Annotated in this window: 9 protein-coding genes; all 9 read left to right on the forward strand. The window is 65.4% G+C overall.

Annotation, left to right across the window (positions count from 1 at the left end; all coding sequences use genetic code 11):
- Positions 1-35: 35 nt before the first annotated feature.
- Positions 36-1481 (forward strand): alpha amylase C-terminal domain-containing protein, encoded by a 1446-nt coding sequence (locus tag KG088_RS04045; RefSeq protein ID WP_213824213.1) that lies wholly within the window; start codon positions 36-38, stop codon positions 1479-1481.
- Entirely contained in the window at positions 1478-3304 is a 1827-nt protein-coding gene (gene treZ, locus KG088_RS04050) for a malto-oligosyltrehalose trehalohydrolase (RefSeq protein WP_213824214.1), read from the forward strand. Before KG088_RS04045 ends, treZ begins: the two co-directional genes overlap by 4 nt.
- Positions 3301-5478, forward strand: coding sequence for a 4-alpha-glucanotransferase (gene malQ / locus KG088_RS04055; RefSeq protein WP_250148055.1), 2178 nt, complete (start codon positions 3301-3303; stop codon positions 5476-5478). Before treZ ends, malQ begins: the two co-directional genes overlap by 4 nt.
- A complete protein-coding gene (gene treY / locus KG088_RS04060) occupies positions 5475-8312 on the forward strand; it encodes a malto-oligosyltrehalose synthase (RefSeq protein WP_213824215.1) in 2838 nt (945 codons plus the stop codon). Before malQ ends, treY begins: the two co-directional genes overlap by 4 nt.
- 43 nt (positions 8313-8355) lie before the next feature.
- On the forward strand, positions 8356-8994 hold the full coding sequence (locus tag KG088_RS04065; RefSeq protein WP_213824216.1) for a DUF2934 domain-containing protein: 639 nt from the start codon (positions 8356-8358) through the stop codon (positions 8992-8994).
- An 88-nt stretch (positions 8995-9082) separates the two neighbouring features.
- Complete coding sequence (gene glgX, locus KG088_RS04070) at positions 9083-11290, forward strand: glycogen debranching protein GlgX (RefSeq protein ID WP_213824217.1); 2208 nt, start codon at positions 9083-9085, stop codon at positions 11288-11290.
- A 64-nt stretch (positions 11291-11354) separates the two neighbouring features.
- Complete coding sequence (locus KG088_RS04075; RefSeq protein WP_213824218.1) at positions 11355-13382, forward strand: alpha-1,4-glucan--maltose-1-phosphate maltosyltransferase; 2028 nt, start codon at positions 11355-11357, stop codon at positions 13380-13382.
- Positions 13383-13406: 24 nt separating this feature from the next.
- Positions 13407-16751, forward strand: coding sequence for a maltose alpha-D-glucosyltransferase (gene treS / locus KG088_RS04080; RefSeq protein ID WP_213824219.1), 3345 nt, complete (start codon positions 13407-13409; stop codon positions 16749-16751).
- A complete protein-coding gene (glgB, locus tag KG088_RS04085) occupies positions 16744-18957 on the forward strand; it encodes a 1,4-alpha-glucan branching protein GlgB (protein WP_213824220.1) in 2214 nt (737 codons plus the stop codon). The genes treS and glgB overlap by 8 nt, the downstream gene beginning before the upstream one ends.
- Position 18958: the final 1 nt, after the last annotated feature.

Genomic DNA, 18958 nt, shown 5'->3' on the forward strand with positions numbered 1-18958 from the left:
TATGAAGGAAGCAAGGACGAACAGGGACGGACGCGATGACCAGCCATTTTCCCTCAAGGCAGGCGCTCGGTGACACGTTATCGGTGAACCCTTCAGCGCCGAGGTTCGATGAGGTGGCGACAAGACAACCGGTGATGAGCGGGGCTGGCGATACCGACAACGTTCTGCCTGGCAGCCAACATCCGGAAGACGAGCTTGCACAACACCGCTGGCAGGATGCCACCTGGCTGCAGCAGCGCTTGCGCGACGACCTACGGACCTCGCCGCTTTCTATCTATCGGTTGCAGGCCCGGGCCTGGCGACGAAACGCCCAAGGCCTGCCCCTGACCTGGCCTGCCTTGGCAGCTTCGTTGGTGCCTTATGTGGCCGATCTGGGGTTTACCCATGTCGAGCTCAGGGGGCTGGAGGAAGCAGAGGCCAACATCGGCTTCGCGCGTTTCGTCGATGCCTGTCACGACGGTGGGATCGGGGTCATCGTGGAATGGCCATTGGCCGTTCCACTCGTGCCCATGGCGGAAGAGGAGGTTGTCGCTCAGGCGCTGGAGTGGCTGGAGCGCTTTCATCTCGACGGGCTGCGCCTGATGCCTCTCTCGCCCCGGGAAGATGCTGCCAGCATCGCGCTCCTCGGCAAGGTCATGGCCACGATTACCGCCCATGTCCCCGATGTAGTGCTGTTCTGCGAATACCGTTGGACGCCGCCGGACGTCGACCCTTCTGCCTCGCGTCTGCTGCTCTGGAACACTCATTGGTCACGGGCTCTCCTGGCTTACCTGAGCCATCCTCCGGAGGCACGCGGAGCCCATCACGATACCCTGACCGGCGTCATGGCCGCTGCGTTCGATTCACATTTCATCCTGCCGCTGGTCGACGAGGCATGGGCGGTCGAGACGACCTGGTTTGGCTGCATGCCGGGCACGACCGAACAGCGCCTGGCCTCGCTGCGTGCGTGTCTGGGCTTCATGTGGGCCCACCCCGGCAAGAAATTGCTCAGCATGGGAGCCGAGTTCGCCAATGATCGCGTATGGCAGCAAGGCGGCGAGCTCGACTGGACTTTGCTCGACCGGCCCGGCCATGCCGGTATTCTGCGCCTGGTCGCCGACCTCAACCGCGCTTATGGCAACGAGCCGTCGCTGCATTATCGTGACGGCGAGCCCGACAGCTTCGCCTGGGTGGTCGGCGATGACTCGACCAACAGCGTGGTTGTTTTCATGCGCTATGGCGCCGAGGGCACGGCACCGTTGCTGGTTGTGACCAATTTCGGCCCGTCGCAGCTGCATCATTATCGCCTGGGGGTGCCCGCCCTGGGGACATGGCGCGAGATTCTCAACACCGACAGCGTCTTCTACGCCGGGGAAAACGTCGGCAATGGCACCGGCGTCGGCGCCCAGCTCACGCCCAGTCACGGCTATCCCGCCTCGCTGGAGCTGACGCTGCCGGCCCTCACGACCCTGCTGTTGCGTCAGGGAGACTGGCCCACATGAACCCGCCAACCCAAGCGCCGCGCATGGCGGTGCCGACCTACGGGGCCCAGGTGATCGACGAGGCGACCACGCGCTTCGTCCTCTGGGCACCTACGGCAGCGGGCGTCGCTGTCGAGATCGAGGGCCAGCCGAGCATGACGATGCAGGCCGGCGATGACGGGCACTTCATGATCGAGGCGCCCGTCGGGCATGGCGCCCGCTATCGTTACCGCGTGTTCTTCGAAGGCGACGACAATGGCACGCTGGTCCCCGACCCGGCATCGCGCGCCCAGGCGGGGGACATCGACGCGCCGAGCCTGGTGATCGACCCGCAGCGCTATGCCTGGCGGCACAGCGACTGGCAGGGACGGCCGTGGCACGAAACCGTGCTCTACGAGCTGCATGTGGGGGCGCTGGGCGGCTTCGACGGGGTGCGACGCTACCTGCCCTACCTGGCGTCGCTGGGTATCACGGCAATCGAGCTGATGCCGGTCGCCGTGTTTCCCGGCGCGCGCAACTGGGGCTACGACGGCGTGCTGCCCTATGCGGTCGAGGCCTCCTATGGCAGCCCCGACGACATGAAGGCGTTGATCGATGAGGCGCACGGCCTGGGTCTGATGGTGTTCCTCGATGTGGTCTACAACCATTTCGGGCCGGACGGCAACTATCTCCCCCACTATGCCGGGTCCTTCTTCCGCGACGACCTGATCACGCCGTGGGGGCCTTCCATCGACTTTCGCGAAGCGGCGGTGCGCCGCTTCTTCATCGACAATGCGCGGATGTGGCTCGAGGAATACCGGCTCGATGGGCTGCGTTTCGATGCCGTCCACGCGATCAGCGAAAAGGACTTCCTGGTCGAGATGGCCCGCGAGATTCGCGACACGATCGACCCTACACGCCATGTGCATCTGGTGCTGGAAAACGAAGGCAACACCGCAAGCCTGCTCGGGCCGCGAGGCTTCAACGCCCAGTGGAACGACGACTGGCACAACGTCATGCACGTGCTGCTGACCGATGAGCGGGAAGGCTACTACCGCGATTTTGTCGATGACGCCACGCAGAAACTGGCGCGCTGCCTGGGAGAAGGGTTCATCTATCAGGGCCAGCGGTCACGCCACGGCCATACGCGCGGCGAGCCCAGCGCGCACCTGCCGCCCACCGCCTTCGTGGCGTTCCTGCAGAACCACGACCAGACCGGCAACCGCGCCTTCGGCGAGCGACTGACCAGCCTGGCCGATCACCAGGCGCTAAGCGCCGCGACGGTTCTGTTGCTGTTGTCGCCGATGGTGCCCTTGCTGTTCATGGGCGAAGAGTGGGGCTCGACGCGGCCCTTCCTGTTCTTCACCGACCATCGCGACGCGCTGGCCGAGGCGGTGCGCCAGGGCCGGCGTGCCGAATTCGCCGATTTCAGCGCCTTTCATGACGAAGCGGTGCGCGAGACGATTCCCGATCCCAACGCGCCGCAGACCTTCACGGACGCGATCCCCGACGTCGATGCCCGCGAGACACCGCCCCATGCGGCCTGGCTGGCGCACTATCGTGCGCTGCTGGCCTTGCGCCGTGATGAGATCGTGCCCCGCCTTGAAGGTGCCGTGGCGCTGGGTGCCGAGGTGCTTGGCGAGAAAGCGGTCGTGGCGCGCTGGCGTCTGAACGATGCCAGCCATCTGGTGATAGCGCTCAACCTGGGCGATACGCCGGTGGCGACATCGGGCTTCGGCGTCGGGCATTGTCTTTACGAGACTCGCCAGAACGCCGCGGTGGACGCCGAGAGCGGCTGGTTGCCCGCGCGCACCGCCGTGGCCTGGCATCGCAGCAACCCCGGCGATGAAGAGGTAAGCGTATGAAGGATATGAAGGATCTGTCCTTTCTCGCCGAAACCGTCGGCCTGATCCTGGAGTGGGAAAACAGCGACGGCGAGCCCTGCCGCCTGTCGACAGACATCCAACGCATGATGCTTGACCTGCTGGGCTTTCCCACCAACGACGAGCCGACGCTGCGCGCGAGCCTTGACCGGGCGCAACGCCTGCGCCAGCCCCAGGAGCCGGCGCAGTGGCCACCGTTAATTACCGCCGAGTGCGATGCCCTCGTGACGCTGCCGTCCTCGGTGGCACCTGGCACGCCGTACCGCTTGCAGCTGGAGCACGGCGGCGCGCGCGAGGGCGAAATCGATGCGCAAGGTTGCCTGCCCGCGGTCGCGCAGACGGGTTATCACCGGCTCGCCGTCTGTGGCGTCGAGCTGACGCTGGCCGTCGCGCCCCGGCAATGCTTCTCGGTCGCCGATGCCGCCGCGGACCCCGCGCCGCGCCCCTGGGGGCTGGCGACGCAGCTCTACGCCCTGCGCCGCGACGGCGATGGCGGTATCGGTGACCTGCAGGCCCTGCAGACCCTGGCGCGGCACGCGGCAAGACACGGCGCGCAGGCGCTCGCCATCAGCCCCACACATGCCATGTTCACTGCCTGGCCGGAGCGCTACAGCCCCTACGCTCCGTCCAGCCGGCTGGTACGCAATGCCCTGTATGCCGCGCCCGAGATGCTGTTCGGTGAGGCACCGGTCAAGCATGCGATCCGGCGCTGCGGCCTTGAGGTTGCGCTGCAGCGGCTGGAACCCGAGGATCTGATCGACTGGCCGACGGCCGGGCGGTACAAGCTGACCTGGCTGCGAGCGCTGTTCGATGACTTCATCACTCGCGACGACGACACCACCCAGGCCCTCAAGCAGCGCTGGGCGCAATTTCGGCAGCAGGGTGGCGAGCATCTCGAGGACCATTGCCGCTTCGAGGCGCTGCAGACGGTCCGTCCGCAGGTCAGCTGGCACGACTGGCCCGAGGCGCTGCGACGCCCCGACAGCCCCGAGGTGGCACGCTTCGCCGACGACAATGCCCGTGAGGTGGATTTTCACGCCTTTCTGCAATGGCTGGTGGCCGAGGGCCTGTCGGGGGCCCAATCGGCTGCCCGTGAGGCCGGCATGGCGATCGGCCTGATCGCCGACCTGGCGGTCGGCGCCGACGCTGCCGGCAGCCAGACGTGGAGCCGCCAGGAGGAAATGCTCCAGGGCGTCTCGATCGGGGCGCCACCCGACACCTTCAACGTGCATGGCCAGGACTGGGGGTTGGCGTCGTTCTCGCCCCATGGTCTTATCCACTCGGGCTTTCGCAGCTTCATCGACATGCTGCGTGTCGGGTTCTCTCACGCCGGCGGCCTGCGCATCGACCATGCACTGGGCCTGCTGCGCCTGTGGCTGGTACCCCAGGGCGCGCCGCCGACCCAGGGCGCCTACCTGCGCTTTCCGTTCAAGGACATGCTGCGGCTGATCGCGCTGGAGTCCTGGCGCCATCGCGGCATCGTCATCGGTGAGGACCTGGGTACGGTGGCCGCCGGGTTTCGCGAGGCGCTGGCCTCGCGGCACATTCTCGGCATGCAGGTGCTGTGGTTCGAACAGGACGAACAGGGCGGCTTTCTGGACGCTGCGGCGTGGACCGACGACGCCATAGCGACCTCCTCGACCCACGACCTGCCGACTATCGCCGGCTGGTGGGCGGGGCGGGACATCGAATGGCGCAGCCGGCTGGGGCTGCTCGCGGTCGATCAGAATGCCGAAAGCGAGTCTCAGGCTCGCCGCGAAGCCCGCGCCAACCTGTCGGCGGCAATCGGCCTGACGCATTCGCGGCGCGGCCCGTCCACGCTGGAGGCGGCGGACTTTCCCATCTCGCGGGTACTCGATGCCTGCGTGTGCCATCTGGGCCGAACCCCGGCACCGCTGCTGTTGCTGCCGGTCGAGGATGCGCTGGGTCTCGAGGAACAAGCCAACCTGCCGACCACCCTGGATGAGCACCCCAATTGGCGACGCCGGTGGACCGCCTCGACAGAGGCGCTGCTGGAGTCCCCCGAAGTGGCCGAGCGCCTCGCGGCGCTGGCCAAGGCCCGCGGTCTGGCTCGCCAGAGCGTTAACGAGAACGCTGACGAGAACTTCGACGAAAGTATCCACCAGAACCCCCGGAAGACAGGGGGCAGCTCATGAATCCCATTCGCGCCACCCTGCGTCTGCAGTTTCATCGTGGCTTCACCCTCGATGATGCCGCCGAATGGGTGGATGTCTACGCCGCCCTGGGCGTCAGCCATCTCTATGCCTCGCCGCTGCAGACCTCGCGGGCCGGCTCACCCCACGGCTACGACGGCATCGACCCGACCCGCCTCGACCCTGAACTGGGTGGCGAGCCCGCCCTCGAGCGGTTGGTCCAGCGCCTGCGCGCCAAGGGGATGGGGCTGATACTTGATATCGTTCCCAACCATGTCGCCGTCGGGGGCTCCGAGAATCGCTGGTGGCAGGACGTGATGGCCTGGGGACGGCAGAGCCCCTTTGCCGCCTTCTTCGATATCGACTGGGCATCGCCCGATCCGCTGCTGTACGGCAAGCTGCTCGTGCCCTTCCTGGGCGAGCCCTACGCCGATGCCCTGCAGTCGGGGCAGCTGGCGCTGCGTTATGCACCGTCGTCCGCCAGCTTCCATCTTGTTTATCACGAGCATCGCTTCCCGCTCGACCCTCGCCACTACGGCGAGCTGCTGCGCGATTCTGAAGACAACGCTGAACATGATGCCGAGCCTAATGCCGGAAAAGGCGCGCTGCGCGACCTGGCTCGGCGATTCGACGAGCTTGCCACGCGCGACGATGCCTATACCGCCGTCGAGCCGTTGCGCCAGACGCTGCGCGAGCGCCTAAAGGACCCGGCCGCGCGCGACTCGCTCGAGCATGCCATGCGTCGCTTCGATGGCCAGGACCCGGAGGGTGCGCAGCGGCTGCACGCCTTGCTGGAAAAGCAGTCCTACCGGCTGGCGTGGTGGCGCACGGGAAGCGACGAGATCAACTGGCGGCGGTTTTTCGACATCACCGAGCTCGGCGGTCTCAGGGTCGAGCTTCCCGAGGTCTTCGAGGCCACCCATGCCTTGGCCTTCAGACTGGTCGAGGCAGGCTGGGTCGATGGGCTTCGCGTCGATCATGTCGACGGGCTGGCCGACCCCGCCGGGTATTGCCGGCGTCTTCGAGCGCGCCTCGATGCCCTCGAGGCCAAGCGTCCAACCGAAGTACCGCGGCGTGTCGCGCTGTACGTGGAAAAGATCCTGGCCGCCGACGAAGCGTTGCATGACGACTGGGGCGTGGACGGCACTACCGGCTACGAGTTCATGAACCAGGTGTCGGGGCTGCAGCACGACCCCGCGGGCGCGGCACCGCTGCAAGCGTTGTGGCGCGAGGAGACCGGCCGAGACGACGATTTCCTGGTCGAGGTGCGTCTGGCCCGCGGCGAGATACTCGATACTGTCCTTGCCAGCGAGTTCGCGGCCTGCGCCCAGGCGCTACATGACGTGGCGCGCCATTCGCTGGCCAGCCGTGACATCACACTGGGCGCCATCCAGCGAACCTTGCGGGCGCTCATCGTGCATTTCCCGGTCTATCGAACCTATGCCGATGATGGTGGGCGCCCCGAGCAGGATGGCAAATTCTTCCAGCAGGCGCTCGACGGCGCGCGCGGCGAGGTACGGCCCCCCGAGGTCGCCGTACTCGAGCAACTGGAGCGCTGGCTGGGCGGCGAGGCACCGGATGACTGCGACGACGACCAGGCGCGCGAGCTGCGTCGTCGCGCCATCGTGCGTTTTCAGCAACTGACTTCCCCGGTGGCCGCCAAGGCGGTCGAGGACACCGCCGGCTACCGCAGTGCGGTACTGATCTCACGCAATGATGTTGGCTTTGACCCGGAGCATTTCAGCCATAGCCCCGCCGACTTCCATACGGCCTGTCGGCAGCGGCGCGAGCGCTTCCCCGCGTCGTTGCTGGCCACCGCGACGCATGACCACAAGCGCGGCGAAGACGTGCGGGCGAGGCTGGCGGTCATCAGCGAGCAGGCGAAGGACCTCACCGAGTGCATGCGGCGTTGGCGAATCGAGGGCGAGTCATGGCGCCAGACGCTGCCGTCGGGGCCGGCACCGTCACCGGCCGATGAGCTCATGCTTTACCAACTGCTGCTGGGCGCCTGGCCGCCCACGCTGTCCGCTGACGACGACGAGGGCATGGAGGTGTTCTCACAGCGGCTGAGCCAATGGCAGGTCAAGGCCCTGCGCGAGGCCAAGCTGCGCAGCCACTGGCTTTGGCCCGACGAGGCCTACGAATCGGCCTGTCAGGCGTATCTGCAAAGGCTGCTCCACGACCCGGCGTGGCGGGCCGAGTTTGCCGAGGCGGCAAGACGTCTCGATGTGCCCGGGGCGATCAACGGGTTGGTGCAGGTGGTGCTGCGCATGACGGTGCCGGGGGTGCCGGATCTCTACCAGGGCTGCGACTACTGGGACTACAGCCTGGTGGATCCCGACAACCGTCGGGAGGTCGATTACGCAGCGCGTAGCGCCTCTCTGCAGGCGGATGAGGGACCAGTCGATGCCCTGACACATTGGCAGGACGGCCAGGTAAAGCAGGCCGTGCTGGTACGCTTGATGGCGTTGCGGCAGGCGCAGCCGCGCCTCTTCGAGGCCGGCGACTACCAGTCGCTGGCCATTGATGGCGCCCGAGCCGCCCAGGTGGTGGCTTTCGTTCGTCATCATGCGGATCAGGCGGTGCTGGTCGTGGTGCCCCGCCTGGTCAGCCGATGGCTCGCGGATGCCCCGCATCCGGTGATTCCGCCGGCGTGCTGGGAAAATACGCGAATCCATCTGACGCCAAACCTGCAAGGTCAATGGCAGGAGGTGCTCACCCGCGCTTCGCTGTCGCTTGAGGAGGAGGCGCTGTCACCCGCTGAGCTACTGGCGGATTTCCCCGCCGGGGTTTGGGTGCGTAGCCAGGTGAATGGCCCGGAGCAACGGCCGGTATAGCGAGGCCGACAAGGAGTATCTGATCATCAAGGAGGGCATGAGGATGGCTGACGACGAACAGCGGGTACGCCAACTCGCGTATCGCATCTGGGAATCCGAGGGGCGCCCCGAGGGGCAGGCCCAGCGCCATTGGGACATGGCATGGAAGATCGTAGCCGCCGAGCGAGCTGCGCGGCATGAGGCCGAGCTTGATGCGCTGGATGCCCCCCACGACGAGGCGCCTATCCTCGAGGAGGATCTTCCCCTGGAAGAGGATGAGATCGGCATCCAGGAAAACCGCCTGCCCCTGGATGACCCCGAGGACGCCCCCGGTTTCGAGGAAAGCCCGTACCGCGACGATTTCGCCGCCGATGAGCCGGCCGAGGAAGTATCTGTCGATGACGTGCCGGTTCATGACCGCGCGACGGGTGCGCCTGCGCCAGCACCGGACACGCCTGCTACCCCCAAGACCGTTGACGTCAAGAAGACGCCCGCCAAGGCGGCATCGAAGGCAGCGGCCAAGACGGGGGAAAAGACAGGAACCAGCAAGGCAGGGACCTCGGCGCGCAAGAGCCCCGCCACGCAGAAAACCACGCAAAAAACCACGCAGAAGGCCCAGGCCGAGACGACTAAGCCCGAGCCAAGCAAGAAGCGCATGCGATCGTCGTTGCGTGACAAGACGCCCAAGCCTGGAGAGACGTGAGGCGGCGCCGGGACGGGCGAAAAGCCAGCAGGCTTCGTCAGGGCACGTGCGACAGGAGACAAATCAGGATCGATCAAGGACGAGATGAATGACCACACGGGATGCGTTAGGTGACAATGAGGCGAGCGTCGCGACGGAAGAAACACCGGGAGTGCTCAACCGTTCGCGGGTGCGTGAGGGCTGGCCGTTTCCATTGGGAGCCACCTGGGATGGGCTTGGCGTCAACTTTGCCCTGTTCTCGGCCCATGCGACCCGGGTCGAGCTGTGCCTGTTCGATGCCGACGGCCAGCAGGAACTGGAGCGCATCGAACTTCCTGAATACACCGACGAGGTATGGCACGGCTACCTGCCGGATGCGCGACCCGGCCAGCTCTATGGGTATCGGGTCTATGGCCCCTATGCTCCGACGGACGGCCACCGTTTCAATCCCAACAAGCTGCTGCTCGACCCTTATGCCAAGCAGATTGTCGGCGAATTGCAGTGGGACGAGGCGCTGTTCGGTTACACCATCGGCGACCCCGAGGGCGACCTGAGCTTCGACGAGCGCGACAGCGCCCCCTTCATGCCCCGCTGTCGGGTGGTCGATCCGGCCTTTACCTGGGGACGGTCGCGGGGCATCCAGCTGCCTTGGGATCACACCATCGTCTATGAGACCCATGTCCGGGGCTTCACCATGCGCCATCCCGCAGTGCCGGCGGCGCTACGGGGAACGTTTTCCGGCCTGATGGTCAACGAGGTGGTGGATTACATCCGCTCGCTCGGGGTGTCGTCGGTCGAACTGTTGCCGATTCACGCCTTCATCGACGATCAACACCTGCTTGAGCGGGGGCTGCGCAATTACTGGGGCTATAACACCCTGGGCTTCTTCGCGCCGCATTCGCGCTATCTCTCCGGCGAGAGTATCAACGAAGTCAAGCAGATGGTGGCGCGCTACCACGCGGCCAATCTCGAGGTCATCCTGGATGTGGTCTACAACCACACCGCGGAGGGCAATGAGCTGGGGCCCACCCTGTCGCTCAAGGGGATCGACAACGCTACCTATTACCGCTTGATGCCTGACGAAAGGCGCTACTACATCGACGATACCGGCACCGGGAATACGGTCAACCTGAGCCATTCACGGGTATTGCAGATGGTCACCGACTCGCTGCGTTACTGGGCTACCGAGATGCGCGTCGACGGCTTCCGTTTCGACCTGGCGACCATCCTGGGTCGCGAGCCGCACGGTTTCGACGAGGGCGGCGGCTTTCTCGATTCCTGCCGCCAGGACCCCATCCTGAGCCAGGTCAAGTTGATCGCCGAGCCTTGGGACTGCGGCCCCGGCGGCTATCAGGTCGGTGGTTTTCCGCCAGGCTGGGCGGAATGGAACGATCGTTACCGCGATAACGTGCGCGCCTTCTGGAAAGGCGATGAAGGGCAGCTGCCCGAGTTCGCCACGCGGCTGATGGCCTCGGCGGATTTCTTTGACCGCCGCGGGCGTCGGCCTTTCGCGTCGGTCAATTTCGTGACCGCCCATGACGGCTATACGCTGCATGACCTGGTGGTTTACGAGGAGAAACACAACGAGGCCAACGGGGAAGACAACAACGACGGTCATGACAACAACCTGTCGTGGAACCATGGCGTGGAAGGCCCCACCGACGACCCCGAGATCCAGGCGCTGCGCCTGCGTCAGATCCGCAACTTCTTCGCCACCCTGCTGTTCTCCCAGGGCACGCCGATGCTGCTCGCGGGCGATGAGCTGCTGCGCACGCAGCAGGGCAACAACAACGCCTATTGTCAGGACAACGAGATCAGTTGGGTCGACTGGAACCTGGGCGCCGATGCGCACGCGATGATCGATTATGTGCGCCAGGTGATCGCGCTGAGAATGAGCTACCCGATCCTGCGCCGCGGGCGTTTCCTGAGCGGGGAGTATAACGATCAGTTGGGCTTGCGGGAGGTGACCTGGCTGGCGGCGGATGGCGAGGAGATGCACGTCGAACGCTGGGAGGACCCCGAGGCGCGCACGCTCGGCCTGCTGCTCGATGGCCGGGCACAACCCTCCGGCATCCGCCGCGCCGGCGATGACGTCACGCTGTTGCTGTTGTTCAACGCCCACCACGAGCGCGTGACGTTTGCGCTGCCGGTTGTCGCCCGCGGCAGCCATTGGCTGTGCCGTCTCGACACCAGCCATGCTCAAGACGAGGCGCCGGTCTATCGCTCCTTCGGTGACGTGCACGACATGGAGGGGCGTTCACTCACTCTGCTGGAGCTGGTACAGGACGTGCCCGGGACCGTCACCCCGACGCGCTGACCCAGGCTGGTCGTTCAACTGCCCGCCTTTCAGGAGGAAACGCGGGAGCAAGAGGAGCATGCCGATGAGTTATCCGCTGCAGTTCGCGGCCGACAGTGTCGCGACGCAAGAGCATGACCCGGCCGATGTGCTGGCGGCCGTCAAGGCGCCGCGTATTGCCATCGAATCCGTGCAGCCGTCGCTCGATCACGGACGTTTCGCCACCAAGGCCATCGTCGACGAGCCGGTGATCGTCAGGGCGGTGATCTTTGCCGACGGACACGACGTGCTGGCCGCCGCCGTCTGCTGGTTCGACGATCAGGGCAATTCGCAGCGCGAGGCGATGCAGCTGGTTCGCCCGCTGGGCCTGGATATCTGGGAGGCGCGTTTCACCCCGCGCCGTGTCGGGCGTCATGCCTTCATCATCGAGGCGTGGTGGGATATCTACGCCACCTACCGCTACGAGCTGACCAAGAAGCATCAGGCCGGGGTGTCGGTCACGCTCGAGCTCGAGGAGGGCCGCCGGCTGGTGGAGCGGGCCGCCGAGGACAGCGACGGCGCGCTCGGCAAGGGGCTGGAGGCTATCCTTGCGCGACTCGGTCAGGCCGAGCAGGAAGTCGAGCGTGTCGCCGTGCTGCTGGAAAGCGAGACGGCGCAGCTGATGCACGAGGCGGACATGCGACCCCACCTGACCCGCAGCGATGCGCGCTATCCCGTGGAAGTGGAGCGGCTCGAGGCGCGGTTTGCCAGCTGGTACGAGCTATTTCCTCGCTCGGAAACCGACGATCCCAACCGGCACGGCACCTTCAACGACGTACACAAGCGGCTGCCGATGATCCGCGACATGGGCTTCGACGTACTCTACTTTCCCCCCATCCACCCGGTCGGCAAGACGCACCGCAAGGGACCCAACAACGCCCTCGTCGCCGGCCCGGATGATCCCGGCAGCCCCTATGCGATCGGCAGCGAGGAGGGCGGACATGAAGCGATTCATCCCCAACTGGGCACGCGAGAAGATTTTCGCCGTCTGGTGCGCGCTGCAGCCGACCACGGCCTGGAAATCGCCCTGGATTTCGCCATTCAGTGCTCACAGGACCACCCCTGGCTCAGGGAACACCCCGGCTGGTTCTCGTGGCGCCCCGACGGGTCTATCCGCTATGCGGAGAATCCGCCCAAGAAATATCAGGACATCGTCAACGTCGATTTCTATGCCGAGGACGCGATCCCTTCGCTGTGGATCGAGCTGCGCGACATAGTGCAGGGCTGGGTCGACGAGGGCGTCAAGACCTTTCGCGTCGATAATCCGCACACTAAACCGCTGCCATTCTGGGAGTGGCTGATCGCCGATATCCGCGGGCGTGACCCGTCGGTGCTGTTCCTCGCCGAGGCCTTCACCCGCCCGGCGATGATGTCGCGTCTGGGCAAGCTGGGCTTCAACCAGGGCTATACCTACTTCACCTGGCGCCACACCAAGCGCGAATTGACGACCTATTTCACCGAGCTGAATGCCGCGCCGCTACGCGAGGGCTTTCGCCCCAACTTCTTCGTCAATACGCCGGATATCAATCCCTACTTCCTGCAGTCGTCCGGCCGGCCGGGCTTTCTGCTGCGCGCGGCGCTGGCGACGATGGGCTCGGGGCTTTGGGGCATGTATTCCGGCTTCGAGCTCTGCGAGGGCGCGCCGGTGCCGGGCAAGGAAGAGTATCTCGATTCGGAGAAGTATGAGATCCGCCCACGGGACTACACCGCCCCCGGCAACATCTGCTACGAGATCGCCCAGCTCAACCGCATCCGACGCGAGAACCCAGCCCTGCAGACGCATCTGGGCATTGCCTTCTACCCCATTCATAACGAGCGGTTGCTGCTGTTCGGCAAGCGTACCGAGGCGCGCGACAACTTCGTTCTGGTGGTCGTGTGTCTCGACCCGTTCGAGGCGCAGGCGGGGGACTTCGAATTGCCGCTCTGGGAGCTTGAGCTGCCCGACGATGGCGCGCTGCACGTCGAGGACCTGATGGCCGGGCAGCGCTGGACATGGCAGGGCAAGTGGCAGTCGGTGCGGCTCGAGCCCTGGCATCTGCCGTTTGCCATCTGGCGTATCCATCCGGTGCGCTGAACACATTGCAGGGAGGGAAACCCAATGATGGAGGCCAGTAGCGAGACACAAGCCATCGAGAGCCAGGATTTCCTCGATGATCCGCTATGGTACAAGGACGCGGTGATCTATCAGGTGCACGTCAAATCGTTCTTCGACTCGAACGATGATGGCATCGGCGATTTCAACGGCCTGATCGAGAAGCTGGACTATATCGTCAGCCTTGGTGTCAACACGCTGTGGATACTGCCGTTCTATCCATCGCCACGCCGCGACGACGGCTACGACATCGGCGAATACTGCAATGTCAGCCCCGACTACGGCACGCTCGAGGATGCCCGGCGGTTCATCGCCGAGGCCCACCGTCGCGGCTTGCGCGTGATCACGGAACTGGTCATCAACCATACCTCCGATCAGCACGAATGGTTCCAGCGGGCGCGCCGCGCCCCGCCGGGCTCGGCCGAGCGCGACTTCTACGTGTGGTCGGACAGCAATCAGAAGTATCCGGAAACACGCATCATCTTCCTCGATACCGAAACGTCCAACTGGACCTGGGATCCGGTGGCGGGCGCGTTCTTCTGGCATCGCTTCTATTCCCACCAGCCGGATCTCAACTTCGACAATCCGCAGGTACTCAATGAGGTCATCCGGGTCATGGAGTACTGGCTGGACCTGGGGGTGGACGGCCTGCGCCTCGATGCGATCCCCTATCTGGTCGAGCGGGAGGGCACCAATAACGAGAACCTGCCCGAAACCCACGTGGTGCTCAAGAAGATCCGCTCGGTGATCGACGAGCGCTACCCCGACCGCATGTTGCTTGCCGAGGCCAACCAGTGGCCCGAGGATACCCGGCCCTACTTCGGGGATGGCGACGAGTGCCACATGGCGTTTCATTTCCCGCTGATGCCGCGCATGTACATGGCGCTGGCCCAGGAAGACCGCTTTCCGATCACCGATATTCTGCGCCAGACCCCGGAGATCCCGTCCGTCTGCCAGTGGGCGATCTTCCTGCGCAACCACGACGAACTCACGCTGGAAATGGTGACCGACAAGGAGCGTGACTACCTCTGGAACCACTACGCCGCCGATCGTCGCGCGCGTATCAATCTGGGTATCCGGCGTCGCCTGGCGCCGCTGCTGGAGCGCGACCGCCGGCGGGTCGAGCTGCTCAACAGCCTGTTGCTGTCGATGCCGGGCACGCCGGTGCTCTACTACGGCGACGAGATCGGCATGGGCGACAATATCTATCTCGGCGACCGCGACGGCGTGCGGACGCCGATGCAGTGGTCGGTGGATCGCAACGGCGGATTTTCGCGGGCCGATCCGGCGAGCCTGGTGTTGCCGCCGATCATGGACCCGCTCTACGGCTACCAGGCGATCAACGTCGAGTCGCAGGTACGCGACCCGCATTCGCTGCTCAACAGCATGCGCCGGCTGCTGGCGGTGCGCAGCCAGCACCGTGCCTTCAGCCGTGGCGCCATGCGTCTTCTCTATCCCGCCAATCGCCACATACTGGCCTACCTGCGGGAAATGACGCTCGACAACGACGAGACCGAGGTGCTGCTTTGCGTGGCCAATGTCGCCCGCACCGCTCAGGCGGTGGAACTCGAGCTGTCGGCGTTCGCGGGCAAGGTGCCGGTGGAGATGGTTGGTGGCAGTGCCTTCCCCCCCGTGGGACAACTGCCTTACCAGCTGACCCTGCCCCCCTACGGTTTCTACTGGTTCATGCTCGCACCGGCCACCGCGATGCCGGAATGGCACGTGCCGGTGCCCGAGCCGATGCCCGACTATGTCACCCTGATCATCAAGCGTCGCCTGGAAGAAATCGGCGAGGCGCGACCGCGGCAATTGCTGGAAAGCGAGACGCTGCCCAGCTATCTCCCCAAGCGGCGTTGGTTCGCGGCCAAGCAGGCGCAAATTGCCAATGTCAGCCTGCTGTATGTAACGCGTCTGGATGTCGCTAACCATGCGCTGCTGCTCAGCGAGCTGGAGGTGCAGCACACCCACGGGACCGAGCGTTACCAGCTACCGCTGGCCTTCCTGGGCGAGGACGAACCGACCCGTGCCTTGCCACTCCAGCTGGCGATGGCTCGCGTGCGTCGCGGTCGCGAGGTGGGGCTGCTCACCGACGCCTCGACCCTGGATGCCTTCGCCATCGCGGTGCTCAAGGCGCTGCGCGAAAAGGCCACGCTGCAGACGTCTTCCGGCGAGATACGCTTCGAGCCCACCGCCACCCTGGCCGAGATGGAACTGCCCGAACAGCCCGAGGTGGTGCAGCAGTCGGCCGAGCAGTCCAACAGCTCGATCATCATTCACCAGCAACTGGTGCTCAAGCTGTTCCGGCGGCTCGAGCCGGGCCTGCATCCCGAGGCCGAGATCGGCCGCTATCTCAGCGAGCGGGGCTTCGCCCATGTCGCGCCATTGCACGGCGAGGTGACGCGCTTTGATGAGCAGGGCATGCCGCAGACGCTGATGATCCTGCAGGGCTTCATCGACAACCAGGGGGATGCCTGGTCGTGGACGCGCAATACCCTGGAGCGGGCGATTCGCGAGGCAGTCAGTGACAGCGAGCGCGAACCTGGCCGCGAAGACGGCGGTTATGGCGCGCTGGATGAGCTGGTCGCCTTCGCCACCACCCTCGGACGCCGGGTGGGCGAGTTGCATGGCGTGCTGGCCTCGCCAAGCGAGGACCCGGCCTTCGCTCCGGGCATCGCAGGAAACCACCATGTGACGCTGTGGGCCCAGCGCGTACGCGAGCGCATCGAGGAGGCCCTGGTGCTGCTCGAACGCCACAAGAGCGTGGCCAGCGATGCCGAGCAGCAACTCGCCGAGAGCGTCCTCGCCGCACGCGATACCCTGTTGGAATCGGCTGGCTCCCTGGCGCAACTCGCCGAGGGCAGCCTCTTGACGCGCATTCATGGCGACCTGCATCTCGGTCAGGTGCTCGTCGCGCATGACGACGCCTACATCATCGACTTCGAGGGCGAACCGGCCCGGCCCCTCGAGGAGCGTCGCGCCAAGGACAGCCCGTTGCGCGATGTCGCCGGCATGCTGCGCTCCTTCGATTATGCCTGTGCCAAGGTCGAGGAGGCCCGCCCCGGCAAGGAGACCGACGAGGCCCATCTCGCAACCGGCCACGACGTCGCCGAGCACTTCCTGACCCGAGGACGCGAGGCCTTCCTCAACGCCTACTGGCTGGCCACCGTCGACATGGCGCATCAGTGGAAGGCGGTGAGTGGACCGGCCGCAGCGGTGGATCTTTTCGTGCTGGAGAAGACCGCCTATGAAATTGCCTACGAGGCCGCCAATCGACCTGCCTGGCTGGGGGTGCCGTTGCGTTACCTGGCGGCCATCGTCGACCAATTGAACGCGGGAGGAGCACATGACTGAACGGATCGCCAAACACATGGTTGACCGCGCCTTGTGGGTCTCTGCCGACGATGCCGAAGCACTGGCGACCGGGACGCACGCCGATCCCTTTGCGCTGCTCGGCATCCATGACCTCGAGGACGGCAGCCTGCTGCGCGTGTATCTGCCGGGCGCGCTGGGCGTCGACGTGGTGGAGCGCGGTAGCGGCGCACTGCGCTGCTCCTTGACGCCGATCCAGATCCCCGGTTTGTTTGTCGCATGGCTGCCGCATACCGCCCCTTATCGTCTGCATATCCGCTGGCCGAGTGGCGAGCAGGACACCGAGGATCCCTACAGCTTCGGGCTGCTGCTCGGGGAGATGGATCTCTACCTGATCGGGGAGGGCAACCACCGCCAGCTGGGGCACTGTCTGGGCGCACAGGCGATGGAGATCGATGGGATCAGCGGGGTGCGCTTCGCGGTGTGGGCCCCCAATGCCCGTCGCGTCTCGGTGGTGGGGCACTTCAACGGCTGGGATGGGCGACGCTATCCCATGCGCCTGCGCCATCCGGCCGGCGTATGGGAGCTGTTCGTGCCGCGACTCGGCCCCGGGGAGGCCTACCAGTACGAGATTCTCGATGCCCACGGGGCGCTGGCGCTCAAGGCCGACCCGGTCGCCCTGGCCACCCAGATGCCGCCGCATACCGCCTCGGTGGTGGCCGATCCCACGCCGTTCCGCTGGCATGACGACGACTGGCTCGCCCGGCGTGGCGAGTTGCACGAGCCGACCCGGCCGATGACGGTGTACGAAGTCCATGCCGCCTCGTGGCGCAAGCACGGCGGCGACAACGGCGAGCTCTATGATTGGCACGATCTGATCGAGTACCTGATTCCCTATGTTGTGGAGATGGGCTTCACGCATGTCGAACTGCTGCCGATCATGGAGCACCCCTTCGGCGGCTCCTGGGGGTACCAGCCACTGAGTCAGTTTGCGCCGAGCGGACGCTTCGGCAATCCCGAGGATTTCGCCGCCTTCGTCGATGCCTGCCACCTGGCGGGGCTCGGGGTGATTCTCGACTGGGTGCCGGCGCATTTTCCCACCGACGCGCATGGCCTGGCACGCTTCGACGGCACGGCGCTTTATGAATACGAGCACCCCTTCGAGGGCTTCCATCAGGACTGGGACACCTATATCTACAACCTGGGGCGCCGGGAGGTGCATGGTTTCATGCTGGCCTCCGCGCTGCACTGGTTGCGACATTTCCACGTCGATGCGTTGCGCGTGGATGCTGTGGCTTCGATGCTCTACCGCAACTACTCGCGCAAAGAAGGCGAATGGATTCCCAACCAGTACGGCGGCCAGGAGAACCTTGAGGCGATCGACTTCCTGCGCCACCTGAATGATGTGGTCGCCGAGGAGGTGCCCGGGGCGGTGGTGATCGCCGAGGAGTCCACCGCCTGGCCCGGCGTCACCCAGCCCACTGCGGAGGGCGGGCTGGGCTTTGCCTACAAGTGGAACATGGGCTGGATGCACGACACCCTGCAGTACATCGCCACGGACCCGCTTTACCGGTCCTACGATCATCACAACATGACCTTTCCGCTCGTCTACGCCTTTTCCGAGCGCTTCGTGCTGCCGATCTCGCATGACGAGGTCGTTCACGGCAAGGGTTCATTGATCAACAAGATGCCCGGCGACGAGTGGCAGCGTTTCGCCAACCTGCGGGCGTATCTCTCGGTCATGTGGGCCCAGCCCGGCAAGAAGTTGCTGTTCATGGGCTGCGAGTTCGGCCAGTGGCGCGAGTGGAGCCACGACCGCGAACTCGACTGGTCGCTGCTCGGTGAGCCTCGCCACGCCGGCCTTCACGACCTGGTGCGCGATCTCAACTGCCTGTATTGCGAGCTGCCGGCGCTGCACGAGCGCGACGCCGACAGCAGCGGCTTCACCTGGGTGATCGGCGACGACAAGGCCAACAGTGTCTTCGCCTGGCTGCGCTGGAGCGCCGAGGGCGCGCCCTTGCTGGTCATGGCCAACATGACGCCGATCACTCGTTACGACTATGGCGTTGGCGTCCCCTTGCCGGGTACCTGGCAGGAGGTCTTCAACAGCGACGCCGAGCGTTATGGCGGGGCCAACATCGGCAATCCGGGCGAGCTGACGACGCACGATACGCCGCTGCACGGCCAGTCCGCCAGCCTGTCGTTGACCTTGCCGGGGCTGGCAGCGGTCATACTGCAGCCGTGTTGAG

The sequence above is a fragment of the Halomonas jincaotanensis genome (assembly GCF_018448785.1).
GTDB lineage: Bacteria > Pseudomonadota > Gammaproteobacteria > Pseudomonadales > Halomonadaceae > Halomonas > Halomonas jincaotanensis.

Excerpts from the sequence above, each read along its gene's own strand:
- KG088_RS04075 (WP_213824218.1), top strand. The coding sequence starts at position 11,355 with ATGAGTTATCCGCTGCAGTTCGCGGCCGACAGTGTCGCGACGCAAGAG.
- malQ (WP_250148055.1), top strand. The coding sequence starts at position 3,301 with ATGAAGGATATGAAGGATCTGTCCTTTCTCGCCGAAACCGTCGGCCTG.
- treZ (WP_213824214.1), top strand. The coding sequence starts at position 1,478 with ATGAACCCGCCAACCCAAGCGCCGCGCATGGCGGTGCCGACCTACGGG.
- glgB (WP_213824220.1), top strand. The coding sequence starts at position 16,744 with ATGACTGAACGGATCGCCAAACACATGGTTGACCGCGCCTTGTGGGTC.
- KG088_RS04065 (WP_213824216.1), top strand. The coding sequence starts at position 8,356 with ATGGCTGACGACGAACAGCGGGTACGCCAACTCGCGTATCGCATCTGG.
- treS (WP_213824219.1), top strand. The coding sequence starts at position 13,407 with ATGATGGAGGCCAGTAGCGAGACACAAGCCATCGAGAGCCAGGATTTC.
- KG088_RS04045 (WP_213824213.1), top strand. The coding sequence starts at position 36 with ATGACCAGCCATTTTCCCTCAAGGCAGGCGCTCGGTGACACGTTATCG.
- glgX (WP_213824217.1), top strand. The coding sequence starts at position 9,083 with ATGACCACACGGGATGCGTTAGGTGACAATGAGGCGAGCGTCGCGACG.
- treY (WP_213824215.1), top strand. The coding sequence starts at position 5,475 with ATGAATCCCATTCGCGCCACCCTGCGTCTGCAGTTTCATCGTGGCTTC.